The sequence below is a fragment of the Streptomyces sp. NBC_01017 genome (assembly GCF_045162795.1).
Taxonomy (GTDB): Bacteria; Actinomycetota; Actinomycetes; order Streptomycetales; family Streptomycetaceae; genus Streptomyces; species Streptomyces machairae.
The window spans coordinates 4,896,505-4,922,222 of sequence record NZ_CP108683.1 but is presented as its reverse complement, the minus strand read 5'-3'; the positions used below and the strand labels follow the sequence as shown (position 1 = coordinate 4,922,222).

At 66.3% G+C, this 25,718-nt stretch carries 20 protein-coding genes and 3 rRNA genes; 18 read left to right on the top strand and 5 right to left on the bottom strand.

What is annotated here, in order from left to right; translation table 11 throughout:
* Nucleotides 1–15 precede the first annotated feature (15 nt).
* On the bottom strand, nucleotides 16–2,151 hold the full coding sequence (locus OG331_RS22295) for a protein kinase domain-containing protein (protein ID WP_406198912.1): 2,136 nt from the start codon (nucleotides 2,149–2,151) through the stop codon (nucleotides 16–18).
* 181 nt (nucleotides 2,152–2,332) lie between these two features.
* Between OG331_RS22295 and OG331_RS22290 the strand changes: the two genes are divergently transcribed.
* The 6 genes from OG331_RS22290 (at nucleotide 2,333) to proC (ending at nucleotide 6,807) form a co-directional block, all read left to right on the top strand.
* Nucleotides 2,333–2,671 carry an SH3 domain-containing protein gene (locus OG331_RS22290; RefSeq protein ID WP_406198909.1) on the top strand — a complete coding sequence of 113 codons (339 nt, stop codon included), beginning with the start codon at nucleotides 2,333–2,335 and terminating at the stop codon, nucleotides 2,669–2,671.
* 56 nt (nucleotides 2,672–2,727) lie between these two features.
* Entirely contained in the window at nucleotides 2,728–3,231 is a 504-nt protein-coding gene (locus OG331_RS22285; protein ID WP_406198907.1) for an EamA/RhaT family transporter, read from the top strand.
* Nucleotides 3,232–3,348: 117 nt separating this feature from the next.
* Complete coding sequence (locus OG331_RS22280) at nucleotides 3,349–4,119, top strand: class I SAM-dependent methyltransferase (RefSeq protein ID WP_406198904.1); 771 nt, start codon at nucleotides 3,349–3,351, stop codon at nucleotides 4,117–4,119.
* A 155-nt stretch (nucleotides 4,120–4,274) separates the two neighbouring features.
* Complete coding sequence (locus tag OG331_RS22275) at nucleotides 4,275–5,078, top strand: ABC transporter ATP-binding protein (protein WP_363047571.1); 804 nt, start codon at nucleotides 4,275–4,277, stop codon at nucleotides 5,076–5,078.
* Nucleotides 5,075–5,863: an ABC transporter permease gene (locus OG331_RS22270; protein WP_406198902.1), complete on the top strand. Its 789-nt coding sequence runs from the start codon at nucleotides 5,075–5,077 to the stop codon at nucleotides 5,861–5,863. The genes OG331_RS22275 and OG331_RS22270 overlap by 4 nt, the downstream gene beginning before the upstream one ends.
* A gap of 131 nt (nucleotides 5,864–5,994) precedes the next feature.
* Nucleotides 5,995–6,807 (top strand): pyrroline-5-carboxylate reductase, encoded by an 813-nt coding sequence (gene proC / locus OG331_RS22265; RefSeq protein WP_328880102.1) that lies wholly within the window; start codon nucleotides 5,995–5,997, stop codon nucleotides 6,805–6,807.
* 42 nt (nucleotides 6,808–6,849) lie between these two features.
* On the opposite strand, the gene trpS is transcribed toward proC, so the two are convergent.
* Nucleotides 6,850–7,893 (bottom strand): tryptophan--tRNA ligase, encoded by a 1,044-nt coding sequence (gene trpS, locus OG331_RS22260; RefSeq protein WP_406198899.1) that lies wholly within the window; start codon nucleotides 7,891–7,893, stop codon nucleotides 6,850–6,852.
* Between the two features lie 846 nt (nucleotides 7,894–8,739).
* Between trpS and OG331_RS22255 the strand changes: the two genes are divergently transcribed.
* The 11 genes from OG331_RS22255 to OG331_RS22205 all read left to right on the top strand — a co-directional run bounded on the left by OG331_RS22255 (nucleotide 8,740) and on the right by OG331_RS22205 (nucleotide 21,127).
* Nucleotides 8,740–10,265: ribosomal RNA gene (locus OG331_RS22255) — 16S ribosomal RNA — on the top strand.
* Nucleotides 10,266–10,582: 317 nt separating this feature from the next.
* Nucleotides 10,583–13,701, top strand: a 23S ribosomal RNA gene (locus tag OG331_RS22250).
* 85 nt (nucleotides 13,702–13,786) lie between these two features.
* Nucleotides 13,787–13,903: ribosomal RNA gene (gene rrf, locus OG331_RS22245) — 5S ribosomal RNA — on the top strand.
* Together the 16S, 23S and 5S rRNA genes form the textbook arrangement of a ribosomal RNA operon.
* A 60-nt stretch (nucleotides 13,904–13,963) precedes the next feature.
* Nucleotides 13,964–14,638, top strand: coding sequence for an HAD family hydrolase (locus OG331_RS22240; protein WP_406210197.1), 675 nt, complete (start codon nucleotides 13,964–13,966; stop codon nucleotides 14,636–14,638).
* Between the two features lie 60 nt (nucleotides 14,639–14,698).
* Nucleotides 14,699–15,919 carry an MFS transporter gene (locus tag OG331_RS22235; RefSeq protein WP_406198897.1) on the top strand — a complete coding sequence of 407 codons (1,221 nt, stop codon included), beginning with the start codon at nucleotides 14,699–14,701 and terminating at the stop codon, nucleotides 15,917–15,919.
* Nucleotides 15,870–17,042, top strand: a complete 1,173-nt coding sequence (locus OG331_RS22230) for an acetoin utilization protein AcuC (RefSeq protein ID WP_406198895.1) — start codon at nucleotides 15,870–15,872, stop codon at nucleotides 17,040–17,042. Before OG331_RS22235 ends, OG331_RS22230 begins: the two co-directional genes overlap by 50 nt.
* Before the next feature lie 256 nt (nucleotides 17,043–17,298).
* On the top strand, nucleotides 17,299–18,114 hold the full coding sequence (locus OG331_RS22225) for a phosphatase (protein ID WP_406198893.1): 816 nt from the start codon (nucleotides 17,299–17,301) through the stop codon (nucleotides 18,112–18,114).
* A 129-nt stretch (nucleotides 18,115–18,243) separates the two neighbouring features.
* Entirely contained in the window at nucleotides 18,244–18,456 is a 213-nt protein-coding gene (locus tag OG331_RS22220; RefSeq protein WP_004984898.1) for a helix-turn-helix domain-containing protein, read from the top strand.
* A 156-nt stretch (nucleotides 18,457–18,612) separates the two neighbouring features.
* The gene (locus OG331_RS22215) at nucleotides 18,613–18,711 is read left to right on the top strand and encodes a 30S ribosomal protein bS22 (protein WP_003948845.1); all 99 of its coding nucleotides are present in this window, start codon (nucleotides 18,613–18,615) and stop codon (nucleotides 18,709–18,711) included.
* Between the two features lie 287 nt (nucleotides 18,712–18,998).
* Entirely contained in the window at nucleotides 18,999–20,060 is a 1,062-nt protein-coding gene (locus OG331_RS22210; RefSeq protein WP_406198891.1) for an NAD-dependent epimerase/dehydratase family protein, read from the top strand.
* 14 nt (nucleotides 20,061–20,074) lie between these two features.
* The gene (locus tag OG331_RS22205; RefSeq protein ID WP_406198889.1) at nucleotides 20,075–21,127 is read left to right on the top strand and encodes a lysophospholipid acyltransferase family protein; all 1,053 of its coding nucleotides are present in this window, start codon (nucleotides 20,075–20,077) and stop codon (nucleotides 21,125–21,127) included.
* Nucleotides 21,128–21,220: 93 nt separating this feature from the next.
* Here the strand turns inward: OG331_RS22205 and OG331_RS22200 are convergent, their stop codons facing one another.
* The 3 genes from OG331_RS22200 to OG331_RS22190 form a co-directional block, all read right to left on the bottom strand.
* Nucleotides 21,221–22,465: a DUF5667 domain-containing protein gene (locus OG331_RS22200; RefSeq protein ID WP_406198887.1), complete on the bottom strand. Its 1,245-nt coding sequence runs from the start codon at nucleotides 22,463–22,465 to the stop codon at nucleotides 21,221–21,223.
* A 248-nt stretch (nucleotides 22,466–22,713) separates the two neighbouring features.
* Nucleotides 22,714–23,487: an ECF subfamily RNA polymerase sigma factor, BldN family gene (locus OG331_RS22195; protein WP_362388233.1), complete on the bottom strand. Its 774-nt coding sequence runs from the start codon at nucleotides 23,485–23,487 to the stop codon at nucleotides 22,714–22,716.
* Between the two features lie 623 nt (nucleotides 23,488–24,110).
* On the bottom strand, nucleotides 24,111–25,031 hold the full coding sequence (locus tag OG331_RS22190; protein ID WP_406198884.1) for an HAD family hydrolase: 921 nt from the start codon (nucleotides 25,029–25,031) through the stop codon (nucleotides 24,111–24,113).
* A gap of 153 nt (nucleotides 25,032–25,184) precedes the next feature.
* On the opposite strand from OG331_RS22190, the gene OG331_RS22185 reads away from it, so the two are divergent.
* Nucleotides 25,185–25,472, top strand: coding sequence for a glutaredoxin family protein (locus tag OG331_RS22185; protein ID WP_406198881.1), 288 nt, complete (start codon nucleotides 25,185–25,187; stop codon nucleotides 25,470–25,472).
* The last annotated feature ends 246 nt before the right edge of the window (nucleotides 25,473–25,718 follow it).

The window sequence follows — 25,718 nt, the reverse complement described above, 5'->3', positions numbered from 1 at the left end:
GCGGCCCCTCAGCCGTCACCAGGCGGACGGGCTGCGCGCGTCCACGCCGAAGACGGTGCCGTCGGGGGCGGTGGCGTAGATCCCGCCGTCGCCCAGGCCGGGTGCCGGCAACGTCGCTGTGGCCTCGGCGGAATTCGCGTTGAGGCGCGGGGGCGTCTGGCCGAGGAGCTTCCCCCCGGCGGCGTCGACGGCCAGCAACCGCCCGTCGGCGGCGGTGAAGTACACGCGCCGGCCGTCGGAGACGGGCGCCGAGCCTTGGCTCACGGTTGTCTCCAGCGACCACAACTGCTTGCCCGCGCGGGTGTCGACCGCCACCAGTGACCCGCCGGTGCCCAGGAGATAGACCACCCCACCGTGTACGCCGGCCTGCGCCTGAACGACCGGAACGGGCAGGTCCACGCGCCGCGTCGCCCCGGACTCCGGGCTGTAGCGGACCACGGCCTTCGCCTCACCGTAGTCACCGCCGCCCGCAAGGAAGAACACCTCGCCGCCGGTGACCCCGACGGGAGTCAGATCCCCGTCGAGTCGTACGTCCCAGCGCACATCCCCGCTACTCGGATCGACCGCCATGACCCGCGTCCGGTCCCCGTCGGCGGACGTACTCGACACGAGAACCCACGGGCTCTTCGGGAACGACACGACGTACGCCTCGCTCAGCCCCGGGATCCCCCGCGACCACTTCGTCTCGCCGGACGCGCTGTCGACGCCGGTCATCCGCCCGTCGGCACCGCTGAGCAGCAGCATGCCGCCCGCGAACCGGAATCCCCGGTACGCCGAGACGTCCAGGTTCCACCGCGCCATGCCCGTCGCGGGATCGAGCGCCTCCAGACGCCTGCCGGCGTGCGTCAGCACATGCGCCAGCCCACCGGAGAGAGTCGGCGGGCCGCCGGGGGAATCGCCCTTGTCCAGGTCATGCCGCCACAGCACGCTGCCGTCCGTGGGGTCGAGCGAGCTGATCAGCCCCGGTTGTGTACACAGCAGTCCGGGTCTTTCGTACGTGCATCTGGGCAAACCCTTCCCCTGCGGCTCCGGCTTGACGGCCCAGGGCCCGAACCGCGCCGACGCGGAGGATGCTCCATCGCTGCCGCTCCGGCTCGGACGCTCTTGGCGGACGTCATCCATCAGCTGCGCAGCGGCGACTCCACCGACGACGACAAGCGCCAGGGCCACGGCCGCAAGCGCCGCCCGCTTGAGCAGGCGCCCTCTCGTCGACGCCGGCCCTGCCTCTGGCTGCGGATCCGGCTCCGGCTCCGCGGAACCCCGCTCCGGCTTGGGCGCATCCCCCGTGCGCTGCGCCGGTATGAACGCCTGGGTGTCGTACGAGGCCGCCACCGACCGCAGCTCCCGCATCAACTCGTCCGGCGTGGGACGGTCCTCGGGCTCCTTGGCGAGACACTGCCCGATGAGCGGCGCGAGATTCTCCGGTACGCCGGTCAGGTCCGGCTCGTCATGGACGACCTGGTAGGCGACGACGTACGGACTGTCGGAGTCGAACGGCCCTCGTCCCGTCGCGGCATGCACCATCACGGACCCGAGCGCGAAGATGTCGGCGGCCGGTCCGACCTCCCGCGGCCGCCGGAACTGCTCCGGCGCCATGAACGGCGGCGTGCCGATCAGCTTCCCGGTCTCGGTGCGCAGTTCGCTGTCCTTTGGCCGAGAGATGCCGAAGTCGATGACCTTCGGCCCGTCCTCGGCGAGCAGCACATTGCTCGGCTTCAGGTCCCGGTGCACCACCCCGACCCGGTGGATGTCGCGCAGCGCCTCCGCCAGCCCGGCCATCAGCTGCCGCAACTGCGCCGGCTCCATCGGCCCGTTCCGCTTCACCTGGTCGGAGAGGGTCGGTCCGGGGATGAACAGCGTGGCCATCCAAGGCCGTTCGGCCTCCGGATCGGCGTCGACCACCGGCGCGGTGAAGGCCCCGCTGACCCTGCGAGCCGCCCCCACCTCCTGCCGGAACCGCCCCCTGAACTCGGGATCCTTCGCAAACTCGGCATGCACGACCTTCACGGCGAGCTGCATGCCCGACGTGCTCCGCGCGAGATGTACGACGCCCATGCCGCCGGACCCCAGGTGGGACTCCAGACGGTAGTGACCGGCGTACTCGGGAAGTTCCGCTTCCGCGCCCGCTCCGGCGTTCTGCTGTGGCGCCATGGGACCACCCCCGTGCTGTTCGTCCGCGCGCGCGACGCACGGAGCCTAGTCGATGACTCGTGCGAGACAGAGGAGGCTTGCTAGTGTCCGCGTTCGAGTTGTGAACTTCTGTTTCATGGCGTGATTTAGGGGAATCAACGGGACCCCATGACGGTCATGGGGACCAACGGGGGGAAGTCTCATGTCTGTTGACCGTGTCGATTTGCTGGACGGCGGCGAGGAAAAGGCCGCGGATGCCGCCGTCACGATGGCCGCTACGGCCGCGGCCGTGCCGTACTACCCGGTCGCGCCGGGCGTCCGTCTCAACGTCCGCAGCGGCCCCGGCACCAGCTACCCGATCATCAAGGTCCTGTCCGAGGGAATCCGGGTCGCGATCTACTGCCAGACGCCGGGCACGCGCGTGACGGGCCCGTACGGCACGACGAACATCTGGGACAACATCGCCAGCGGCGAGTACGTCTCGGACGCCTACGTACGGACAGGCAGCGACGGCTACGTCCGCCCCCGCTGTTCGTCCTGACCGGCATGCGGTAACCCGTACGGAGCCCGCGGCCGTGCCGGAGCCATAATCGACGCGTGAGCGAGACGAACGGCACCCCGGACATCCCCGCGGGCTCCACAGGTCCCCGGCCCGAGCCCCTGCGCTTCTTCGGCACGACCTGGGTCGACCGCGACAACGGCTACACCGTCCGCCGTATCGCGGTGTCCGCCGGCTCCCTCGCCACCGCGGCCGCCGCCTGCCTGGTGCTGCGCCTGGCCTACCAGGGGCTCCAGATCGCCGACATCGGCAGCTTCGTGACCCTCCTGATGGTCGTGATGTTCGCGATCTGCAGCGCCCTCGCCTTCCGCCACACCTGGGACGGCTTCACCAAACGCCCCGACCTCGACCGCCAGGCCTCCCTGCGCGGCCTCCTGACCATCGGCTTCGTCGGCTCCCTCCTCGCCTACTTCTTCCGCTCCCTCACCGAGGCCCCCGGCGAGAAACTCCACCGCGAGGAATACGAGGCGGCCCGCAAGCAACACCAGAACCGCACCGTCCGCCGCACGGGCAACCCATCGAAGAAGCGTCGCCGCGGCTAGTACGGGGCCGTACCAACACCTCCGCCCACCTCCCACGTGGCGCTGTGCCGGGCGCGCAGCCCGCCCCCTCTCGGAAAAGTCGGTGCCCATCGCACCGACCAGGGCCACCATGGCCGTATGACGGCCCCTTCCCACGCCGACCGAGCCCGTTCCTTCAACGCGGCCGCAGCTCAGTACGCCGCGAACCGCCCCTCCTACCCACCCGCCCTCTTCGACGCGATCGAAGAGCTCGGCGGCCGCTCCCTCACCGGCGCGCGCGTCGTGGACGTGGGCGCGGGCACCGGCATCGCCACCGAACTCCTGCACCGGCGCGGCGCCGCCGTACTGGCCGTTGAGCCCGGCGACGGCATGGCGGCCCAGTTCCGCCGCACCCACCCCGACATACCGATCGTCCGCGGCAACGGCAATGCCCTCCCCCTCGCCACAGCCTCCGCCGACTTCCTCACCTACGCCCAGGCCTGGCACTGGACGGACCCCACCCACGCCGTGCCCGAGGCCCTCCGCGTACTGCGCCCCGGCGGCGCACTCGCCCTGTGGTGGAACACCACCCCGCTCGACATCCCTTGGCACGCCGCACAGGCAGTCCGTATCGAGAAGCGCTTCGGTACTCACCCCGCCGTCGAGCAGAACGGCAGCGGCGCCCGAGCCGCCCTCTCCGACCCCACCGGCCTCCTCGACTTCACCGGCCACAAGGTCCGCTGGAGCCGTCGCATCCCCATCGACACGCACCTGGCGAACCTCGGCAGCCACTCGCTCTTCCTGGTCCACGGCCCGGAAGCGAGCACCACTTTCCTCACCGAGGAAAAGCAACTCCTCCTCGACACCTTCCCGGACGGAATCATCGAGGAGACCTACGACGTCGACCTCCTCATCGCCACCACCTCCTGACCCCCGCGCCGTTCAGTGACCGGCGACCGACTGTCACGTCCCCTCCGCCCGCCCCGCCCCCGATCCGGCGTGGGCGGGCGACCTATGTGCCCACACCCGACCACCGGCCCTCACAGCGCTTGACGCCGTAGGTCCGTCGGAGGATTATTCATCGCATGATGAATTACTCCTCCGTTCGATCCGACCCGCCACCCGACACCCCCGCCATCCGAGCCGAGGCCCTGAACGTCGTACGCGGCACCCGCCAGGTCCTACGCGACCTCGACTTCACCGTCCCGCGCGGCCAGATCACCGGCCTGCTCGGCCCGTCCGGCTGCGGCAAGACCACCCTCATGAGGGCGATCGTCGGCACCCAGGCCAAGGTCACCGGCACCCTCGACGTGCTCGGCAGCCCCGCAGGCCAGCCCACCCTGCGCACTCGCATCGGCTACGTCACCCAAGCTCCCTCCGTCTACGACGACCTGACGATCCGCCAGAACCTCACCTACTTCGCCGCGATCCTCGACCCGGGCCGCGCCTCGGCCGACCGGCGCCACGAGAACGTCACCCGTGCCATCGCCGACGTCGACCTCACCAGCCACGCCGACTCCCTGGCCGGCAACCTCTCCGGCGGCCAGCGCAGCCGCGTCTCCCTGGCGGTCGCCCTCCTCGGCACCCCCGAACTCCTCGTCCTGGACGAACCGACGGTCGGCCTGGACCCGGTCCTGCGCCGCGACCTCTGGAGCCTCTTCCACGACATCGCCGCCTCCCGCAACGCCACCCTCCTCATCTCCTCCCACGTCATGGACGAGGCCGAGCGCTGCCACCGCCTCCTTCTGATGCGCGAGGGCCAGATCCTCGCCGACGACACTCCGGACGCCCTCCGCACCCGTACGCACTCCGAGACGGTCGAGGCGGCCTTCCTGCACCTGGTCGACGAGGCGACCGCGGCAGCCCGCGCGAAGGAGACCACGCGATGACCACGACGACGAGCACCACCGCACTCCGGCCGGCCCCCACCGGAGCCCTGAGCCTTGCCCGCACGACCGCCACCGCCGCCCGGGTCCTGCGCCAGCTCCGCCACGACCCGCGCACCATCGCGCTACTGGTCCTCATCCCCTGCGTGATGCTGTTCCTACTGCGCTACGTCTTCGACGGCAGCCCGCGCACCTTCGACAGCATCGGCGCCTCCCTCCTCGGGATCTTCCCGCTGATCACGATGTTCCTGGTCACCTCCATCGCCACCCTGCGCGAACGCACCTCGGGGACCCTCGAACGCCTCCTCGCCATGCCCCTCGGCAAGGGCGACCTGATCGCCGGCTACGCCCTCGCCTTCGGCACCCTCGCGATCATCCAGTCCGCCCTGGCGACCGGACTCGCCCTCTGGTTCCTCGGCCTGGACGTCACCGGCAGCCCCTGGCTGCTCCTGCTCGTGGCACTGCTCGACGCACTGCTCGGCACCGCGCTCGGTCTCTTCGTCTCGGCCTTCGCGGCCTCCGAATTCCAGGCCGTCCAGTTCATGCCGGCCGTGATCTTCCCCCAGCTCCTCCTCTGCGGCCTCTTCACTCCCCGCGACAACATGCACCCCGCCCTCGAAGCCATCTCCGACGTCCTCCCCATGTCCTATGCGGTCGACGGCATGAACGAGGTCCTCAAGCACACCGACATGACCGCCACCTTCGTACGCGACGCCCTGATCGTGGCGGGCTGCGCCCTGCTGGTCCTGGGCCTCGGCGCAGCAACCCTGCGGCGCAGGACGGCATGACCGCCGAGGGCCGGGCCCGGTGTCCGGCCCGTCCGCCACGCCCCGTCCGCCCACTGGACTCGCCACCTCGAAAGGTGCCCCTGGTGGGAGGATGAACCCGGACAACGCAACCCCCGGAGGGCACCGCAGCCATGACCCAGAAAGTCGCAGTCCTCGGCACCGGCAAGATCGGCGAAGCCCTGCTCAGCGGAATGATCCGCGGCGGCTGGGCCCCGGCCGACCTCCTGGTGACGGCCCGCCGCGCGGAACGAGCCGAAGAACTCCGTGCCCGCCACGGAGTAACCCCGGTCACCAACGCGGAAGCCGCCAAGACCGCCGACACCCTGATCCTCACGGTCAAGCCGCAGGACATGGGCACCCTCCTCGACGAACTCGCCCCGCACGTCCCCGCCGACCGCCTGGTCATCAGCGGAGCCGCAGGCATCCCCACCTCCTTCTTCGAGTCCCGCCTCGCTGCCGGCACCCCGGTCGTCCGCGTCATGACGAACACCCCCGCTCTCGTCGACGAGGCGATGTCCGTCATCTCCGCCGGCAGCCACGCCAGCGAAGCCGACCTCGCCCACGCCGAGGAGATCTTCGGCTCCGTGGGCAAAACGCTGCGCGTCCCCGAGTCCCAGCAGGACGCCTGCACCGCCCTCTCCGGCTCCGGCCCGGCGTACTTCTTCTACCTGGTCGAAGCCATGACCGACGCCGGCATCCTTCTCGGCCTGCCCCGCGACAAGGCGCACGACCTGATCGTCCAGTCCGCGATCGGCGCCGCGACGATGCTCCGCGACAGCGGCGAACACCCCGTCAAGCTCCGCGAGAACGTGACGTCCCCGGCCGGCACCACCATCAACGCCATCCGCGAACTCGAGAGCCACGGCGTACGAGCCGCCCTCATCGCCGCCCTCGAAGCAGCCCGCGACCGCAGCCGCGAGCTGGCCTCCGGAAACAACGCCTGACGCGCCGCCGCCCCCGCCCGAGGGGGCGGCCCAGCACGCCCCCTAAGCGGTCACCTCGATATCGGCAGCCGCTGCCGCAGTCGTAGCTGCACTCGCCGGCAGCAACCCGATCGCGCGATAGGCGGCATCCACGACCGGCCGGGCCATCGCCCGAGCCCGCTCCGCACCATCTCGCAGCACCCCCTCCACATAGCCAGGATCCGCGCACAGCTCCCTGTGCCTCTCCTGCACGGGCCTGAGGACCTCGACCACAGCCTCCGCGGTGGCTGACTTCAAGGCTCCGTACGATTCATATACACCGCTCAGCTCCGACGGGTTCCCACCCGTACAGGCCGCGAGGATCTCCAGCAGATTCGCCACCCCCGGCTGCGCGGCCCGGTCGTACACGACCTCCCGCCCGCTGTCGGTCACGGCCCGCATGACCTTCTTCCGCACCACATCGGGCTCATCGAGCAGATAGACGATCCCCGGCCCGGAATCGTCGCTCTTGCCCATCTTCGCGGTCGGATCCTGAAGGTTCATCACGCGAGCCGCGACCTGCGGAGGCGTGGCCCGAGGCACCACGAACGTATGCCCGTACCGCTGGTTGAACCGCACCGCGAGATCCCGCGCGAGCTCCACATGCTGCGTCTGATCGTCCCCGACCGGCACCTGATCGGTCCCATACGCCAGGATGTCCGCCGCCATCAGCACGGGATACGTCAGCAGCGACAGCCGCACACTCCCACCCCGCACCCGCTCCCGCGCGGCCTTCTCCTTGTACTGGATCATCCGCCGCATCTCGCCGTCCGTGGCCACGCACTCCAGCAGATACGACAGCCGCGCGTGCTCATCCACATGACTCTGTACGAAGACGGTGCACAGCTGCGGATCCAGCCCCGCCGCCAGCAGCAACGTGGCCGCCTGCCGGCTCAGCCTGCGCACCCGCGCCGGATCGTGGTCCACGGTCAGCGCGTGCAGATCGACGATGCAGAACAGCGCGTCGGCCTGGTGCTGATCGACGGCGGCCCACCGCCGCATGGCCCCCAGGTAGTTCCCCAGCGTCAGATGCCCGGTCGGCTTGACCCCACTGAAGACCCGCGTCATCTCTTCTCCACCTCCTGGTCGAGGCCGCCGTCCCGGCGGCCGACCCTCTGGAGCTCTGGAGGGAGAAACGAAAACGGCCGCCGAGGCGGCAGCCGTTGAGTGCATACGTGACTACGGCCGCCGTCAGGCGGCCCACCACAACTGGGTGCACGTACGCGTCGTCATGCGTCCCAGAGTACGCCCCGAGGGTGCCGTCAGGAGCGAAGTTGACACGCCCAGGGCCGACCCGTACTGTTCTCCGAGTTGTCCGACGTGAGCGCCGACTCCGGTCGGTCCCCGGACAGCCACTCCGCAAGTACCAACAACTATTCGACGACAGTCGATCTGTCTGCCGTCGTTTCATTGGCATGTGTATTTACGGAATGAGGAATCCGCGTTCGACAGAACGCAGCCCCCGATTAGCTCGGGAGCAAGGAATCCGCTAAAGTCTCACTCGTCGGAACGGCCCAACGGCCGGGAAGACAAGCCCCTCTGACTGGGAGTCAGGCCCGAAAGGATCTGATAGAGTCGGAAACGCCGGAAAGGGAAACGCGAGAGCGGAAACCTGGAAAGCACCGAGGAAATCGGATCGAGAAAAGGTCTGATAGAGTCGGAAACGCAAGACCGAAGGGAAGCGCCCGGAGGAAAGCCCGAGAGGGTGAGTACAAAGGAAGCGTCCGTTCCTTGAGAACTCAACAGCGTGCCAAAAATCAACGCCAGATATGTTGATACCCCGTCTACCGGAAACATTAGTTCCCGGTGGCGAGGTTCCTTTGAAATAAACACAGCGAGGACGCTGTGAACGGCCGGGCTTATTCCGCCTGGCTGTTCCGCTCTCGTGTGTGTCGTCCCGATTACGGGAAAACATTCACGGAGAGTTTGATCCTGGCTCAGGACGAACGCTGGCGGCGTGCTTAACACATGCAAGTCGAACGATGAACCACTTCGGTGGGGATTAGTGGCGAACGGGTGAGTAACACGTGGGCAATCTGCCCTTCACTCTGGGACAAGCCCTGGAAACGGGGTCTAATACCGGATACCACCTTCACTGGCATCTGTGAAGGTTGAAAGCTCCGGCGGTGAAGGATGAGCCCGCGGCCTATCAGCTTGTTGGTGAGGTAATGGCTCACCAAGGCGACGACGGGTAGCCGGCCTGAGAGGGCGACCGGCCACACTGGGACTGAGACACGGCCCAGACTCCTACGGGAGGCAGCAGTGGGGAATATTGCACAATGGGCGAAAGCCTGATGCAGCGACGCCGCGTGAGGGATGACGGCCTTCGGGTTGTAAACCTCTTTCAGCAGGGAAGAAGCGAAAGTGACGGTACCTGCAGAAGAAGCGCCGGCTAACTACGTGCCAGCAGCCGCGGTAATACGTAGGGCGCAAGCGTTGTCCGGAATTATTGGGCGTAAAGAGCTCGTAGGCGGCTTGTCACGTCGGGTGTGAAAGCCCGGGGCTTAACCCCGGGTCTGCATTCGATACGGGCTAGCTAGAGTGTGGTAGGGGAGATCGGAATTCCTGGTGTAGCGGTGAAATGCGCAGATATCAGGAGGAACACCGGTGGCGAAGGCGGATCTCTGGGCCATTACTGACGCTGAGGAGCGAAAGCGTGGGGAGCGAACAGGATTAGATACCCTGGTAGTCCACGCCGTAAACGGTGGGAACTAGGTGTTGGCGACATTCCACGTCGTCGGTGCCGCAGCTAACGCATTAAGTTCCCCGCCTGGGGAGTACGGCCGCAAGGCTAAAACTCAAAGGAATTGACGGGGGCCCGCACAAGCAGCGGAGCATGTGGCTTAATTCGACGCAACGCGAAGAACCTTACCAAGGCTTGACATACACCGGAAAGCATTAGAGATAGTGCCCCCCTTGTGGTCGGTGTACAGGTGGTGCATGGCTGTCGTCAGCTCGTGTCGTGAGATGTTGGGTTAAGTCCCGCAACGAGCGCAACCCTTGTTCTGTGTTGCCAGCATGCCCTTCGGGGTGATGGGGACTCACAGGAGACCGCCGGGGTCAACTCGGAGGAAGGTGGGGACGACGTCAAGTCATCATGCCCCTTATGTCTTGGGCTGCACACGTGCTACAATGGCAGGTACAATGAGCTGCGATACCGTGAGGTGGAGCGAATCTCAAAAAGCCTGTCTCAGTTCGGATTGGGGTCTGCAACTCGACCCCATGAAGTCGGAGTTGCTAGTAATCGCAGATCAGCATTGCTGCGGTGAATACGTTCCCGGGCCTTGTACACACCGCCCGTCACGTCACGAAAGTCGGTAACACCCGAAGCCGGTGGCCCAACCCCTTGTGGGAGGGAGCTGTCGAAGGTGGGACTGGCGATTGGGACGAAGTCGTAACAAGGTAGCCGTACCGGAAGGTGCGGCTGGATCACCTCCTTTCTAAGGAGCACTTCTTACCGAGTCCTTCGGGGCGAGGTCAGAGGCCACTACGCAGGCAAACGTTCTGCGGTGGTTGCTCATGGGTGGAACGTTGATTATTCGGCCGGGTTTCCGGGTCGGAGGCTGCAAGTACTGCTCGCAAGAGCGTGGAAAGCATGATCTCCGGACGGGATCTGGTCGGGCACGCTGTTGGGTGTCTGAAGTAACGGCCGCAAGGTTGTGCTTCGGTTGCCGGCGCCGGTGAAGCACCACTGAGGTGGTGTGTGACGGTGTACTGGTCGTTGTTTGAGAACTGCACAGTGGACGCGAGCATCTGTGGCCAAGTTTTTAAGGGCGCACGGTGGATGCCTTGGCACCAGGAACCGATGAAGGACGTGGGAGGCCACGATAGTCCCCGGGGAGTCGTCAACCAGGCTTTGATCCGGGGGTTTCCGAATGGGGAAACCCGGCAGTCGTCATGGGCTGTCACCCGCTGCTGAACACATAGGCAGTGTGGAGGGAACGCGGGGAAGTGAAACATCTCAGTACCCGCAGGAAGAGAAAACAACCGTGATTCCGGGAGTAGTGGCGAGCGAAACTGGATGAGGCTAAACCGTATACGTGTGAGACCCGGCAGGGGTTGCGTATACGGGGTTGTGGGATCTCTCTTCTGTTGTCTGCCGGCAACAGGACGAGTCAGAAACCGTTGATGTAGGCGAAGGACATGCGAAAGGTCCGGCGTAGAGGGTAAGACCCCCGTAGTCGAAACATCAGCGGCTCGTTTGAGAGACACCCAAGTAGCACGGGGCCCGAGAAATCCCGTGTGAATCTGGCGGGACCACCCGCTAAGCCTAAATATTCCCTGGTGACCGATAGCGGATAGTACCGTGAGGGAATGGTGAAAAGTACCCCGGGAGGGGAGTGAAATAGTACCTGAAACCGTGTGCCTACAAGCCGTGGGAGCGTCGGAATGTGCTTGCACATTCTCGTGACTGCGTGCCTTTTGAAGAATGAGCCTGCGAGTTTGCGGTGTGTTGCGAGGTTAACCCGTGTGGGGAAGCCGTAGCGAAAGCGAGTCCGAATAGGGCGATTCAGTAGCGCGCTCAAGACCCGAAGCGGAGTGATCTAGCCATGGGCAGGTTGAAGCGGAGGTAAGACTTCGTGGAGGACCGAACCCACCAGGGTTGAAAACCTGGGGGATGACCTGTGGTTAGGGGTGAAAGGCCAATCAAACTCCGTGATAGCTGGTTCTCCCCGAAATGCATTTAGGTGCAGCGTCGTGTGTTTCTTGCCGGAGGTAGAGCACTGGATAGGCGATGGGCCCTACCGGGTTACTGACCTTAGCCAAACTCCGAATGCCGGTAAGTGAGAGCGCGGCAGTGAGACTGTGGGGGATAAGCTCCATGGTCGAGAGGGAAACAGCCCAGAGCATCGACTAAGGCCCCTAAGCGTACGCTAAGTGGGAAAGGATGTGGAGTCGCAGAGACAACCAGGAGGTTGGCTTAGAAGCAGCCACCCTTGAAAGAGTGCGTAATAGCTCACTGGTCTAGTGATTCCGCGCCGACAATGTAGCGGGGCTCAAGCGTACCGCCGAAGTCGTGTCATTGCAGCAAATAGCCCCAACGGGTGCTGTGATGGGTAGGGGAGCGTCGTGTGCCGGGTGAAGCCGCGCCGGAAGGCAGTGGTGGACGGTTCACGAGTGAGAATGCAGGCATGAGTAGCGATTCACACGTGAGAAACGTGTGCGCCGATTGACTAAGGGTTCCTGGGTCAAGCTGATCTGCCCAGGGTAAGTCGGGACCTAAGGCGAGGCCGACAGGCGTAGTCGATGGATAACCGGTTGATATTCCGGTACCCGCTGTGAAGCGTCAAACATTGAACCAGGCGATGCTAAGTCCGTGAAGCCGCCCTGGAGCCTTCGGGCAAAGGGGAGTGGTGGAGCCGACGGACCAGACCTGTAGTAGGTGAGTGATGGGGTGACGCAGGAAGGTAGTCCAGCCCGGGCGGTGGTTGTCCCGGGGTAAGGGTGTAGGCCGTGCGGTAGGTAAATCCGTCGCACATAAGGCTGAGACCTGATGCCGAGCCGATTGTGGTGAAGTGGATGATCCTATGCTGTCGAGAAAAGCCTCTAGCGAGTTTCATGGCGGCCCGTACCCTAAACCGACTCAGGTGGTCAGGTAGAGAATACCGAGGCGTTCGGGTGAACTATGGTTAAGGAACTCGGCAAAATGCCCCCGTAACTTCGGGAGAAGGGGGGCCATCACTGGTGAGGGAACTTGCTTCCTGAGCTGGGGGTGGCCGCAGAGACCAGCGAGAAGCGACTGTTTACTAAAAACACAGGTCCGTGCGAAGCCGTAAGGCGATGTATACGGACTGACGCCTGCCCGGTGCTGGAACGTTAAGGGGACCGGTTAGTCAGGATTCGTCCTGGCGAAGCTGAGAACTTAAGCGCCAGTAAACGGCGGTGGTAACTATAACCATCCTAAGGTAGCGAAATTCCTTGTCGGGTAAGTTCCGACCTGCACGAATGGCGTAACGACTTCTCGACTGTCTCAACCATAGGCCCGGTGAAATTGCACTACGAGTAAAGATGCTCGTTTCGCGCAGCAGGACGGAAAGACCCCGGGACCTTTACTACAGTTTGATATTGGTGTTCGGTTCGGCTTGTGTAGGATAGGTGGGAGACTGTGAACTCTGGACGCCAGTTCAGGGGGAGTCATCGTTGAAATACCACTCTGGTCGTGCTGGATGTCTAACCTGGGTCCGTGATCCGGATCAGGGACAGTGTCTGATGGGTAGTTTAACTGGGGCGGTTGCCTCCTAAAGAGTAACGGAGGCGCCCAAAGGTTCCCTCAGCCTGGTTGGCAATCAGGTGTTGAGTGTAAGTGCACAAGGGAGCTTGACTGTGAGACCGACGGGTCGAGCAGGGACGAAAGTCGGGACTAGTGATCCGGCGGTGGCTTGTGGAAGCGCCGTCGCTCAACGGATAAAAGGTACCCCGGGGATAACAGGCTGATCTTCCCCAAGAGTCCATATCGACGGGATGGTTTGGCACCTCGATGTCGGCTCGTCGCATCCTGGGGCTGGAGTCGGTCCCAAGGGTTGGGCTGTTCGCCCATTAAAGCGGTACGCGAGCTGGGTTTAGAACGTCGTGAGACAGTTCGGTCCCTATCCGCTGCGCGCGCAGGAATATTGAGAAGGGCTGTCCCTAGTACGAGAGGACCGGGACGGACGAACCTCTGGTGTGCCAGTTGTTCTGCCAAGGGCATGGCTGGTTGGCTACGTTCGGGAGGGATAACCGCTGAAAGCATCTAAGCGGGAAGCCTGCTTCGAGATGAGTATTCCCACCCACTTGATGGGGTAAGGCTCCCAGTAGACGACTGGGTTGATAGGCCGGATCTGGAAGCACGGCAACGTGTGGAGGTGACCGGTACTAATAGGCCGAGGGCTTGTCCATAGATGCTCGCGTCCACTGTGTTGGTTCTGAAACCACGAACAGCCCCGTATGGCCACATGCGGTGCGGCTGACAGTTTCATAGTGTTTCGGTGGTTATAGCGTGAGGGAAACGCCCGGTTACATTTCGAACCCGGAAGCTAAGCCTTACAGCGCCGATGGTACTGCAGGGGGGACCCTGTGGGAGAGTAGGACGCCGCCGAACAAATTGTGAGAAAGGCCCACACCTTATGGTGTGGGCCTTTCTGCGTTTAGGGTCAAACGCATGCGCTATGACCTCGTCATCTTCGACAACGACGGTGTGCTCGTCGACAGCGAGCCCATTTCCAATCGGCTCCTCGCCGCGTACCTCACCGAGCTGGGGCACCCGACCTCGTACGAGGAGTCCATTCGGGACTACATGGGCTCGGCGATGCATCGGATTCATGAGCTGGTGCTGGAGCGGACAGGGCAGCGGCTTCCCGGGCAGTTTGATGACGTCTTCCATGCGCGTGTGTTCGCCGCGTTCGAGCGGGAGTTGAAGGCGGTGGCCGGCGTGGCCGACGTACTCGAGAAGCTTCGTGGGAACGGTGTGGCGTACTGCGTGGCGTCGTCCGGGAGCCATGAGCGGATTCAGGTGGGGCATCGGACGACGGGGCTTGAGCGGTTCTTCGATGAGGGGCGGATCTTCAGTTCGCAGGACGTGGGGCGGGGGAAGCCGGCGCCGGATCTGTTCCTCTACGCGGCCGAGCGGATGGGGGTCGCGCCGGAGCGGTGCGTTGTTGTCGAGGACAGTCCGCTGGGGGTGGAGGCTGCCGTGGCGGCGGGGATGGACGTGTACGGGTTCACAGCAATGACGCCCGCCGCGAAGCTGGGACGGGCGAGTCGACTCTTCGCCGACATGGGGGAGTTGGTCGACCTGCTGGTGTCACGTGATCGGCGTGACGACGCACAAAGTTGAGGGAAATTCATCTTTGGCTGGATCTACCCACCAGTACCGCGGGGCCTTACGCTCGCCGCCATGACTGATGTGCTGCGGCGCGGTAGGGCCTCGTTGGCGTTCGGCTTCTTCGCTCAGGGAGTCGCATTTGCCCTGCTCGTGACCCGGATTCCGGCCATCCAGGACCGGTACGGGGTCTCCGACGCGCTGCTGCCGGCCTTTCTGGCCGCCGTACCGATCCTGGCCGGCGTCGGGAGTGTGGCGACCGAGCGGCTGGTGAAACGAATACCGCCGAGCCGGGTGTTGCGGTGGTCCCAGCCCGTCGTGCTCCTGGCGCTGCTTGGGGTCGGGGCGGGGGAGCGGATGGTCGAGCTGGGGCTCGCCCTGGCCGCGTTCGGACTGGCTGTGGGTGCGCTCGACGCCTCGATGAACATGCTCGGGGTGAGCCTGCAGCGGTCGTACGGGCGCAGCATCATGCTCGGCTTCCATGCCGTGTACAGCCTGGGCGGGATCGTCGGGGCCTCGTTGGCCTGGGTGGGGGCGCACTGGGATCTGGCGCTGGTCGTGTCGTATCTGCCCGTTGTCGTGGTGCTGTTGCCGGCCGCGTTGGTGGGGAGTCGGTGGTACGTCGACGGTGGGGGCGGCAGGGGCGTTGTCGTGGCGGAGCAAGCGGGTGAGGGTGGGCCCGTCGTGTTCAGGATGCTGCTGCCGTTGTGTCTGGTGATGACCTTCGCGTATATCGGCGACTCGACCGTCTCCAACTGGAGCGCGAAGTATCTCCAGGACGTGCTGGGGAGCTCGGAGCAGATGGCGACCGTGCCGTACAACGTCTATATGGTCACCACGCTCCTGGGGCGGGCCATCGGGGACTTCGGGGTGCGGCGGTTCGGGGCTGTCGCGGTGGTGCGGATGGGGGCCGTGGTGGCGGCCGTCGGGTTCGCGGTGGTGGCCGGGGCGCCGGGGGCGTGGGTGGGGATGCTGGGGTTCACGCTGCTCGGGCTGGGGTTGTGTGTGCTCGTGCCGCAGACGTTCGCGGCTGCCGGGCGGCTCTTCCCGGGGGCTTCTGATACGGCCATTGCGCGGCTCAATGTGTTCAATTACGTGGGGTTTTTGATCGGTTCGCCTTTGGTGGGGGCGCTGGGCGATGCGTGGAGCTATCGCGGGGCGATGCTTGTGCCGATGGTGTTGGTGCTGGTGACGCTCGTGTACGCCCGTTCGTTCGCCGCTCAACCGGACCGATACGGTGGCGGGCATGAGCGGCCGAGCACAGCTGATGTGGGACGAGGCAGTAACGGGCTATGACTTCGGCCGGGACCATCCGATGGACCCGGTCCGGCTCGCGCTGACCAGGAGACTCGTCGATGCCTTCGGGCTGGACAAGGACCTGGACGTCGTCTCGGCGCAACCGGCCGGGGAGTCGACCCTGCGGCTGGTGCACAGGCAGGACTACATCGAGGCCGTGAAGGCGGCCTCGGCGAATCCGGCGGCGGCGGATCAGTCGTACGGGCTCGGGACGATGGATGATCCCGCGTTCGCGGGGATGCATGAGGTGTCGGCGCTCATCGCCGGGCAGTCCGTGGGGGCGGCGGAGGCCGTGTGGCGGGGCGAGGCCATGCATGCGGTGAACTTCGCGGGTGGGCTGCACCATGCGATGCCGGGGGGTGCGTCGGGATTCTGTATCTACAACGACGCCTCGCTGGCCATTGCCCGGCTGCTGGAATTGGGGGCCGAGCGGGTCGCGTACATCGACGTCGATGTGCATCACGGGGATGGGGTGCAGGCGGCGTTCTGGGAAGATCCGCGGGTGCTGACGATTTCGCTGCACGAGCATCCTCGTACGTTGTTTCCGCAGACCGGGTGGCCGGAGGAGACGGGCGCGGGGGCGGCCGAGGGGTCTGCCGTGAACGTGGCGTTGCCGGCCGGGACCGGGGATGCGGGGTGGCTGCGGGCGTTCCATGCTGTCGTGCCGGAGTTGATCGGTGACTTTCGGCCGCAGGTGTTGGTGACCCAGCACGGGGCCGACACGCACTTCGAGGATCCGCTGGCTCACCTTGCCGTGTCGCTGGATGCGCAGCGGGCTGTGCAGGTGGCCTGCCATGAGCTGGCGCACGAGTACGCGGATGGGAAGTGGGTTGCGCTGGGTGGGGGCGGATATGCCGTGGTGGAGGTTGTGCCGCGGTCGTGGACTCATCTGGTGGGGATTGCTGCGGGGCGGGCGATTGAGCCTGAGGCGATGATTCCGGAGGGGTGGCGGCAGGAAGTCTTTGCGCGGACTCGGCAGTTGGGGCCGGCGCGGATGACTGACGGGCGGTGGCCTATTTCCTGGGGGGAGTGGGAGGCGGGGTACGACCCTGCGGATCGGTTGGATCAGGCGGTGTTGGCTACTCGGCGGGCGGTGTTTCCGTTGCGGGGGTTGTTGCCGTAGGTGTGGGCGGGGTGTGTTTCGCCCCCGCCGCCCCTACCCTTCCCGTCCTTGAAGGGGCTCTGCCCCTTCGACCCCGGGTCCCTGGGGGCTGCCGCCCCCAGACCCCCGCTGTCGGCCTGAACGGCCTCGTCCTCAAACGCCGGACGGGCTGAAATACCTGGCCCGGCATCGAGAGGTGCCGTCCTCGTTAGCCCAACTGTGCGGCCTTTCCCCGTTCCTCCGCCTCTCTCCCGTTCCGTCCGTCACCATCGCTCTCGTGGTGAGTCGCGGAGCGCTTCGTGCCCATCTTCTGGATGCTCGGCTCGCCGGGGTCGTGGCTACTTCTCGGGAGGTGAGTCTGAGGAGTTATCGGCTGTTCGCGGCTCGCGATCCGCGTGTGGTTATTGGGCTTGATCCTGCGGGGAGTTGGCGACAGCGGGATTTGATTGCGTTGATGGCGGACAGATGTGGGGTTTCGGCCGATCCGGCATGCGTATCTGGACTGGACGTGATCGATCCGGAGCTGACTTTGACCGCTCTGGATGCGTTCGCTGATCGGATCGCGGCTACCGCCCAGCGCAGCGCGCCTGTGCTGCTCGGTACCGGGCACCCGCATCGACTGCTCGGGTTCTACGCCGCCTTGGCGGACGCGTTGTCGGCGGCGGGATGTGCCGTTCTCACCCCGGCGCATGGTCGCTGTGTCGACATAACGACCCGGTTCGGCCTACGCACGTACAACCTTGCCTACGTACGAGGAGTCGCGTTGGTGCGCGAACCCGACCTCTCTCGCCCCGGTTGTGAGCCCGGCGCACACACGCACTCACCGCTCCCAGTTCGTACCGCGCTGGCTGCCGCGGCGGAGGCCGGCGGGCCGTTGCCGGAGCTGGTGATCGGGGACCACGGGTGGGTCTGCGGGGCAGGTCAGCTGGGGTTCGAGGCGATTGGGCTGGCCGATACCGATGACCCCGCGCTCTTCGTGGGGGAGGCTGAGGGGGTCGTGTCCGTCGTCGTTCCACTTGATGACGCTGTGCGGTCTGATTACTACCGGCCGCTTACCCGCTACGTACTCAATCGAGCGTGTCTGTCACAGTAGGTCGCCGATGGCTGCACCTCTTCCCCACTCGCATCACCCGCCCCTACCCTGGGGAGTGAGCACGCAACGACGAAGAGTCACCGGAAGGGGAAGCCGGTGACCGTCGAGTGCGGAAGGTTCAGGTGTGTCATGGCTGCAGCTGGCGAGAGGCCTCTGAACGAGGTTCAGTTCCTTACCGTGGCGGAAGTCGCCTCGGTGATGCGAGTGTCGAAGATGACCGTGTACCGGCTGGTGCACAGTGGTCATCTGCCCGCGATCCGGGTGGGGCGGTCCTTCCGCGTCCCCGAGCAAGCGGTTCACGAGTACCTCCGCGAGAGTTACGTGGGGGTGGAAACCGCCTGACAGTGACGGGTGAGGGGGGATCCTCAGGGCTTTGCAGGGTTCCCCCTCGTCCCCTCGATTACGACCTCAGCGCTCGGGCGGGTAGGCTAGCCCCTCGTAGGTCGTATGGGCCCATGGCGCCCAACGCCGAGTGATGAGAAGTGAGCGAGGGTAGTCGTGGGCTCTGTTATCAAGAAGCGGCGCAAGCGGATGGCTAAGAAGAAGCACCGCAAGCTGCTCAAGCGCACGCGCGTTCAGCGTCGCAACAAGAAGTAAGCGGCGCGCTGCGAAAGCGGCGTGTTTGTGGCCCCCCACCGGATCCGGTGGGGGGCCACACGCTTTTCGGGCCGGTGGGCCAGGTCGTGGAGCGGGATTGGTGCGATGAGCCGAACTTCGTGCGTATGCCTGTACGCATGCCTGGCCCGTCTGGTCGTACGCAAGGAATTCCCGTCACTTCATGCATTGGGCGGTCATCACAGCGCAACATCGACCCGCTAAGTTGGCCGCACACGGGGAACACGGGAACTCAGCAGGGTACGAGTGCTGGAAGGAAGGCGCTGATCTTGGGCAAGGTCGTGCTCGTGACCGGAGTGGCCCGTCAACTGGGGGGCCGGTTCGTACGACGGATCCAGCGTGACCCACAGGTGGACCGGGTGGTCGCCGTGGATGCGGTACCGCCCGAGCATCATCTGGGCGGCGCCGACTTCATCCAGGCCGACATCCGGCAGCCCACCATCGCGCGGGTGTTGGCCGAGAGCGGCGCGGACACCGTCGTACACATGGACGTGACCGGAACCGCGCTCGGCAGCGGCAGTCGGACCATGGTCAAGGAGACCAACGTCATCGGGACGATGCAGCTGCTCGGCGCCTGCCAGAAGTCCCCCAACATCAAGCGGCTTGTGGTCAAGTCCAGCACGAACGTCTACGGGTCCGCGCCCCGTGACCCGGCCGTCTTCACCGAGACGACGCCGCCCAAGTCGCTGCCCAGCGGCGGCTTCGCCAAGGACGCCGTCGAGGTGGAGGGCTATGTCCGCGGGTTCGCGCGGCGCCGCCCGGACGTGGCCGTCTGCGTGCTGCGGTTCGCCAACATCCTCGGCCCGACCGCGGACACGCCGCTCGCCTCGTACTTCTCGCTGCCGGTCCTGCCGACGGTGTTCGGTTACGACCCGCGGCTGCAGTTCGTCCACGAGGACGACGTGATCGAGGTGCTGCGCATCGCCTCGCACGAGCCGGCGCGGGGCACGCTCAACAGCGGCACCTTCAACATCGCCGGCGACGGTGTCCTGCTGCTCTCGCAGTGCTCCCGGCGCCTGGGCCGCCCCACCGTGCCGCTGCTGCTTCCCGCGGTGACATGGGCGGGCTCCCTGGTGCGTACGCTGGGTATGTCGGACTTCTCGCCGGAGCAGATCCGGTTGCTCACGCACGGCCGGGTGGTGGCGACGGACCAGATGCGAGAGACGCTCGGATTCAAGCCGAAGTACACGACGGCGGAGACCTTCGCGGACTTCGCGCGCAGTCGCGGGCCGGGCCTGCTGCCGCCGGAGGCCCTTGCGGGGGCCGTCGACCGGATCGCCGCGCTGCCCGTCCTGGGCGGCGGAAACCCCCCGACGCAGAGCGCCAACTGAGGAGCGCATCAACAATGGCGGACGCCAAGGTCATTCCGTTCGACGACGACCGGTCCCGCGGGAGCGCCGCGCAGCGGCCGCCGCGGCGCCGGAGCGCGGGGAGTCGGCGAAAGAACAGCGAATCCGCGCTGGTACGCGAGGTCCAGCCCCTCCCGGGACGGCCCTTCGCGCAGGATGATGTTCCTGTGACACGTGAGGAACAGCCGCCCCGCAAGGCCCAGGACGACGGCGGCCTGGAGCGGCGGATCGCGAGCGGCCTGGCCTTCCTGCGCCGCCGCCTCACCGGGGACTACGAGGTCGACGACTTCGGGTACGACGAGGAACTCACCGACCAGGTCCTGATGTCCCTGCTGCGCCCGGTGTACGAGAACTACTTCCGGGTCGAGGTGAAGGGTGTCGAGAACATCCCGTCCGAGGGCGGCGCGCTGATCGTCGCCAACCACTCCGGCACGCTGCCGCTGGACGGCCTGATGATGCAGGTCGCCGTGCACGACCACCACCCCGCGGGCCGGCACCTGCGCCTGCTCGCGGCCGACCTGGTCTTCATGCTGCCGGTGGTCAACGAACTCGCCCGCAAGCTCGGCCATACCCTCGCCTGCGCCGAGGACGCCGAGCGGCTGCTGGGCCAGGGCGAGTTGGTCGGCGTGATGCCGGAGGGCTTCAAGGGCATCGGCAAGCCCTTCAGCGAGCGCTACAAGCTGCAGCGCTTCGGCCGCGGCGGCTTCGTCTCCACGGCCCTGCGCCAGGGCACCCCGATCATCCCGTGCTCGATCGTCGGGGCCGAGGAGATCTATCCGATGATCGGCAACGCGAAGACGCTCGCCCGTCTGCTGGGCTTCCCGTACTTCCCGTTGACGCCGACGTTCCCGTGGTTGGGCCCGCTGGGGGCGGTCCCGTTGCCGACCAAGTGGACGATCCAGTTCGGTGAGCCGATCCTCACGGACGGCTACCCGCCGGAGGCGGCCGAGGACCCGATGCTGATGTTCAACCTGACGGACCAGGTCAGGGAGCAGATCCAGCACACGCTGTACAAGTTGCTGGTGCAGCGCCGGTCGGTGTTCTTCTGATACGTCGGTTACGTCGGTGTTCTGATACGTCGATGGGGGCGCCCCTTCTCACAAGGGGCGCCCCCATCGACGTACGACGTGGCTCTACGGCTGTTAGTTCGCGTCCTCGCTGTCGATGCCCAGGCCGGGCAGGAGGCCCGGGAGCAGGGGCGGGAGCGTGACGGCGGGCTCGGTGCTCGGAGTGGATGTGGACGGTGAGGCGCCGGCGCTGCCGGTGTCCTTCGGCGGGTCGAGCAGGCCGCCGGTGTTTCCGCCGAGCAGGCCTTCGCCCTCGCCGGTGGAGCCCTCGGCCGACTTGCTGGGGCTGCTGGACCGGTTGCCGTCGGAGGAACCGCCGCCCGCGCTGGGGCGGGCCGACCGGTCGGAGCCGGACGTACCGCTGGATGCCGATCCGGAGCCGCCCTGCCGCTTTCCGTCGCCGCCCTGTTCCGGAGTCGGCGGGAGGAGGGACTGCAGCGGGGCGACTTCTTCGTCTATGGCGTCGAAGACCGACGACACCTGGTCACTGACGTCCCCGAGCTGGAGGGGAAGCCGCTCGCGCAGGACGCCCCACGCCGCTCGGTGCGAGCGTGAGAAGGCGGACAGGGCCTGGATGGGCCCCAGGGAGCCAGGGTCGCGCTCGTACGCCTCACGGAGCAGGCGGTGCCCCTCCGAGGCGTCGTGGCGCATGCCGGACAGGGCGCGACGGACCTCGCCGACCGACTCGTGGTCGAGCTGTCCGCCACGGCCACGCTCCATCAGCCGACGTGCCTCGCTCAGCCGGGTGGAGGCCTGGTCGAGATATGTTCGCCCGCGCTCGTCGTCGCCATCGGCCAGGACATTGAGCTTGAAGTCCTCCATGCCGCGCTTGAGGCCGTAGAGAGAGTCACCGGGCAGGGCCTCGGAACTCGCGGCCGCGACTCCGCCGAAGGCCCCCGCGGCGACTCCCACGCTCAGCCCGCCCGCGGTCAGGCCCTTGGCCAGCCGGGAACGCGGCCGGAGCTTGCCCAGCGGGGACGCCCGGTGCGCGCCCCGTGCCCGATGCGAACGCTGCTCGGGCAGGGCGGGACTCGCCCCGCCCTCCGCGGTGCCCTCCTGCAGCATGGCCTCCATCGCGGCCACGAGCTGGGCCCGCTGGACGACCTTGACCTCCGGGTCGAGCACGGGCTTGGGCAGCTCGTCCAGACTCGTGGTGAGGGCCAGCAAGCGCCCCTGCTCGGTCTGTTCCGCAGCTGCCGGTGCCGGTGCCGATCCATCGGGCTGCTCGGCCTGTTCGGCCGCCGAGACCCGGTCGGTCAGCTCCTCCAGGGCCTGGGCGAAGGCGTTCGCCCGCCGGTGCGCCGATACGTTCGCGATCACTGGCGGCACCTCCTCTCGTCATGACGGTCGACTCCCCAGGGGGTCCTGAGGGTTGCACGCCCTGACCGAATCCACACGATCGAGTGATCAGAGTCGGCCAGAGAGTGACCACAGGGAGCCTGCATCCCGCACAACGAGCGGCTTGGCACTTGGGTTACGGACGGAGGATGAACGAGCCGCGAAGTCAACGGACTTTCACCGAGGGTGAGTTGAAGGTTGCGGAGTGTATCGGTTCGGTTGGGGGCCGCTCAGCGGGCGTCTTCCGGGAGCAGCCGGGCGAGGGTGCGTACGGCGCGGTACTGGAGGGTCTTGATGGCGCCCTCGTTCTTGCCCATGACGCGGGCGGTCTCGGCGACCGAGAGGCCCTGGAGGAATCGGAGGGTGACGCACTCCTGCTGTTGCGGGTTGAGGCGTCGTACGGCCTCGAGGAGGGCGGCGTTGGAGAGGGACTCCAGGACGGAGTCCTCCGGGGAGCGCTCGACCTCGTTGGCGTCGAGCATCTCGCCGGTGGTCACCTCCAGCCGGAAGCGGCTGGACTTGAAGTGGTCGGCGACGAGGTTGCGGGCGATGGTGACGAGCCAGGCGCCGAAGTCCCGGCCCTGCCAGGTGAAGGTGCCGATCCGGCGGAGTGCGCGCAGAAAGGTCTCGCTCGTGAGGTCCTCGGCGGTGGCCTTACCTCCCACCCGGTAATAGATGTAGCGGTAGACGGTGTCGCTGTACTGGTCGTAGAGCCGGCCGAACGCGTCGGCCTCGCCGGCCTGCGCGCGTTCCACGAGATCCATCATTCGAGCGCTGTCGCTGTCCGCGGCCGGCCGGCGGGCGGTTGCCGCGCCGGTCGAGCGTCCGCGTCTGCTGACGGCGGCGCTGCCGTCGGCGAGCGCGTAGCACGGGCCTACGGGCACGGTGGTTACGGCGAGGGCGGGGACGGCGTACGCGGTGGGGACGAAGCCGCGCAACAGGTTGTGGACCGTTGCGCGCAGCGTAGCCAGGCCCGAGGCGTCAACCCCGACGTGTGGGTACACGGGACTCCCAGAGGCAGAGCTTCCATCACGTGCAGTGCGGGACCGTTCACCCGTCGTAGCGACGGAGGGGTACCGGATTGCGTCTGAGGAGAATAACGCTTCGTGCAGGCACTGCTACGCCCAGTTGCTCAAATCATCGATTGCGTCTCTTCTGTAACCGATTGACGTCCTATCAAGTGCCGGAGAGTGACAGGTTGTTGATCGAAATCGTCCGTGTTCCGGCTTACTCCGGGGCGTGTTGTGGCCGTGTGCAGCCAAGGGGACTGGACAGGGGGTTGTGGGGGTAGGGGGTGCGGATTGGCTTGCCGCCCGGGCGTGGTCAACTCGGCGCCCCGAACGTTCCTCGCCCCCGCTGTCGGCCTGAACGGCCTCGTCCTCAAACGCCGGACGGGATGAAATACCTGGGCCGACGCTGCGAGCGAGGGACCGTCTGCGTGCCGGCATAGCCCCCTGAGGGTGGGCGGGGGTTGGGGGTGACGCGGCCCCGTCCTCGAACGTCGAACGGGCTGGACCCGTGGTCGCCCACGGTGGTGAGGGGGTACCCCCCGGAACGGCCCCGACTCACGACGAAACCGTTGGCGCTACAGGCTGCCGCAGGCATCGGCCCGCAGCCGAAGTCGCCGCTAGCGCCGTCGCCTGTGCAATGCGATCGCCGCTGCCGTGCCGCCGGCCACCGCGCCCACTCCTGCCGCCGCCGGGATGCCGACCTTCGCGGCCTTTCGGCCGGTGCGGTAGTCGCGGAGGCGCCAGTCCAGTTTGCGGGCGTGTTTGCGGAGCTTGGTGTCGGGGTTGATGGCGTAGGGGTGGCCGACGAGGGAGAGCATCGGGATGTCGTTGTGGGAGTCGCTGTAGGCCGCGCAGCGGGAGAGGTCCAGGCCCTCCGCGGCGGCCAGGGCGCGGACGGCCTCCGCCTTCGCCGGGCCGTGCAGCGGTTCGCCGACCAGTTTGCCGGTGTAGACGCCGTCCACTGATTCGGCCACTGTGCCGAGGGCGCCCGTCAGGCCGAGGCGGCGGGAGATCACCTGGGCGATCTCGACCGGGGCGGCCGTGACCAGCCACACCTTCTGGCCGGCGTCCAGGTGCGCCTGGGCGAGGGCGCGCGTACCCGGCCAGATGCGCTCGGCCATGTACTCGTCGTAGATCTCCTCGCCGATCGACGTCAGCTCGGCGACCCGGTGGCCCTTCACGATCGACAGTGCCGAGTCGCGGGCGTCCTGCATGTGCTCCGGATCCTCGACCCCCGCCAGCCGGAACCACGCCTGCTGCCAGGCGAACCTGGCGAGGTCGCGTGTCTCGAAGAACTTCCGCTTGTACAGGCCCCGGCCGAAGTGGAAGAGGGCAGCACCTTGCATGACGGTGTTGTCCAGGTCGAAGAAGGCGGCGGCCTGCTCGTCGCCGAGTACCGGGAACTCCGGCTCGACGTCGGAGACCTCCGTCGCTTCCTGCGACGACTTGCGCGCTGCCTCCGCCGAAGCCTCGCCAGCCAACACGCTCCGCGCCGTGGCGGAACGCCTACGGGGAGTGAGCCATCCAAGAGCGGCCATGACCGTGAGCATAGCCAGTTTGTTCGGTGCTTCCGGAGTCGAGAGGTTTGGAGGTTGTGAACTCTCCGCGACCGCGTAGTTAAACAGCGTGGTGATGCGACCCGTCAGCACCCGTTCGGCGTCAGCTCCGCACACGCGCGTCGGCGCGCGAGAATGGCTGACATGAGTGCCCTCTTTCGTCGCGCCGCAGCCAAGTCCCCCCGGGACCGGCTCGTCACTCTGATCGGCAAGCCCGACTGTCATCTGTGTGATGACGCACAGATCGTCGTCGAGAAGGTGTGCGACGAACTGGGGGTTCCGTGGGAGCTGAAGGACATCAACCAGGACCCCCAACTCCATGACCAGTACTGGGAACAGATCCCCGTCGTCCTCGTCGACGGAGCCCAGCACACGTTCTGGCGTGTGAACGAGAATCGCCTCCGCAAAGCACTGACCGGGTAGTCCAACTACTCCGAAAACGGCTTAGGATCGACGGCGACTTGGTCTCGGGGGCGGGCATCGTTGAGGAGAGTGTGCGGTTTTGCCCCCAAGAGTTGAGGAACGGTGGTGCGTATGCGCCGGTTCCACACCAGTGCGCCGGGCGTGCGTGAGCCCGGTCACGTTGGGCGGGCAAATCGGACACCATCTTTGTGCACGCGTTCACAAAGACATAGCCTGCATTCGACGGGGCGGTCTAGGTACATGTGA

Bases quoted from the DNA above. Each gene is read 5' to 3' on its own strand.
- OG331_RS22295 (WP_406198912.1), bottom strand. From the start codon at position 2,151: ATGGCGCCACAGCAGAACGCCGGAGCGGGCGCGGAAGCGGAACTTCCC.
- OG331_RS22290 (WP_406198909.1), top strand. From the start codon at position 2,333: ATGTCTGTTGACCGTGTCGATTTGCTGGACGGCGGCGAGGAAAAGGCC.
- OG331_RS22280 (WP_406198904.1), top strand. From the start codon at position 3,349: ATGACGGCCCCTTCCCACGCCGACCGAGCCCGTTCCTTCAACGCGGCC.
- OG331_RS22275 (WP_363047571.1), top strand. From the start codon at position 4,275: ATGATGAATTACTCCTCCGTTCGATCCGACCCGCCACCCGACACCCCC.
- OG331_RS22270 (WP_406198902.1), top strand. From the start codon at position 5,075: ATGACCACGACGACGAGCACCACCGCACTCCGGCCGGCCCCCACCGGA.
- proC (WP_328880102.1), top strand. From the start codon at position 5,995: ATGACCCAGAAAGTCGCAGTCCTCGGCACCGGCAAGATCGGCGAAGCC.
- trpS (WP_406198899.1), bottom strand. From the start codon at position 7,893: ATGACGCGGGTCTTCAGTGGGGTCAAGCCGACCGGGCATCTGACGCTG.
- OG331_RS22240 (WP_406210197.1), top strand. From the start codon at position 13,964: ATGCGCTATGACCTCGTCATCTTCGACAACGACGGTGTGCTCGTCGAC.
- OG331_RS22235 (WP_406198897.1), top strand. From the start codon at position 14,699: ATGACTGATGTGCTGCGGCGCGGTAGGGCCTCGTTGGCGTTCGGCTTC.
- OG331_RS22230 (WP_406198895.1), top strand. From the start codon at position 15,870: ATGAGCGGCCGAGCACAGCTGATGTGGGACGAGGCAGTAACGGGCTAT.
- OG331_RS22220 (WP_004984898.1), top strand. From the start codon at position 18,244: ATGGCTGCAGCTGGCGAGAGGCCTCTGAACGAGGTTCAGTTCCTTACC.
- OG331_RS22205 (WP_406198889.1), top strand. From the start codon at position 20,075: ATGGCGGACGCCAAGGTCATTCCGTTCGACGACGACCGGTCCCGCGGG.
- OG331_RS22190 (WP_406198884.1), bottom strand. From the start codon at position 25,031: ATGGCCGCTCTTGGATGGCTCACTCCCCGTAGGCGTTCCGCCACGGCG.
- OG331_RS22185 (WP_406198881.1), top strand. From the start codon at position 25,185: ATGGCTGACATGAGTGCCCTCTTTCGTCGCGCCGCAGCCAAGTCCCCC.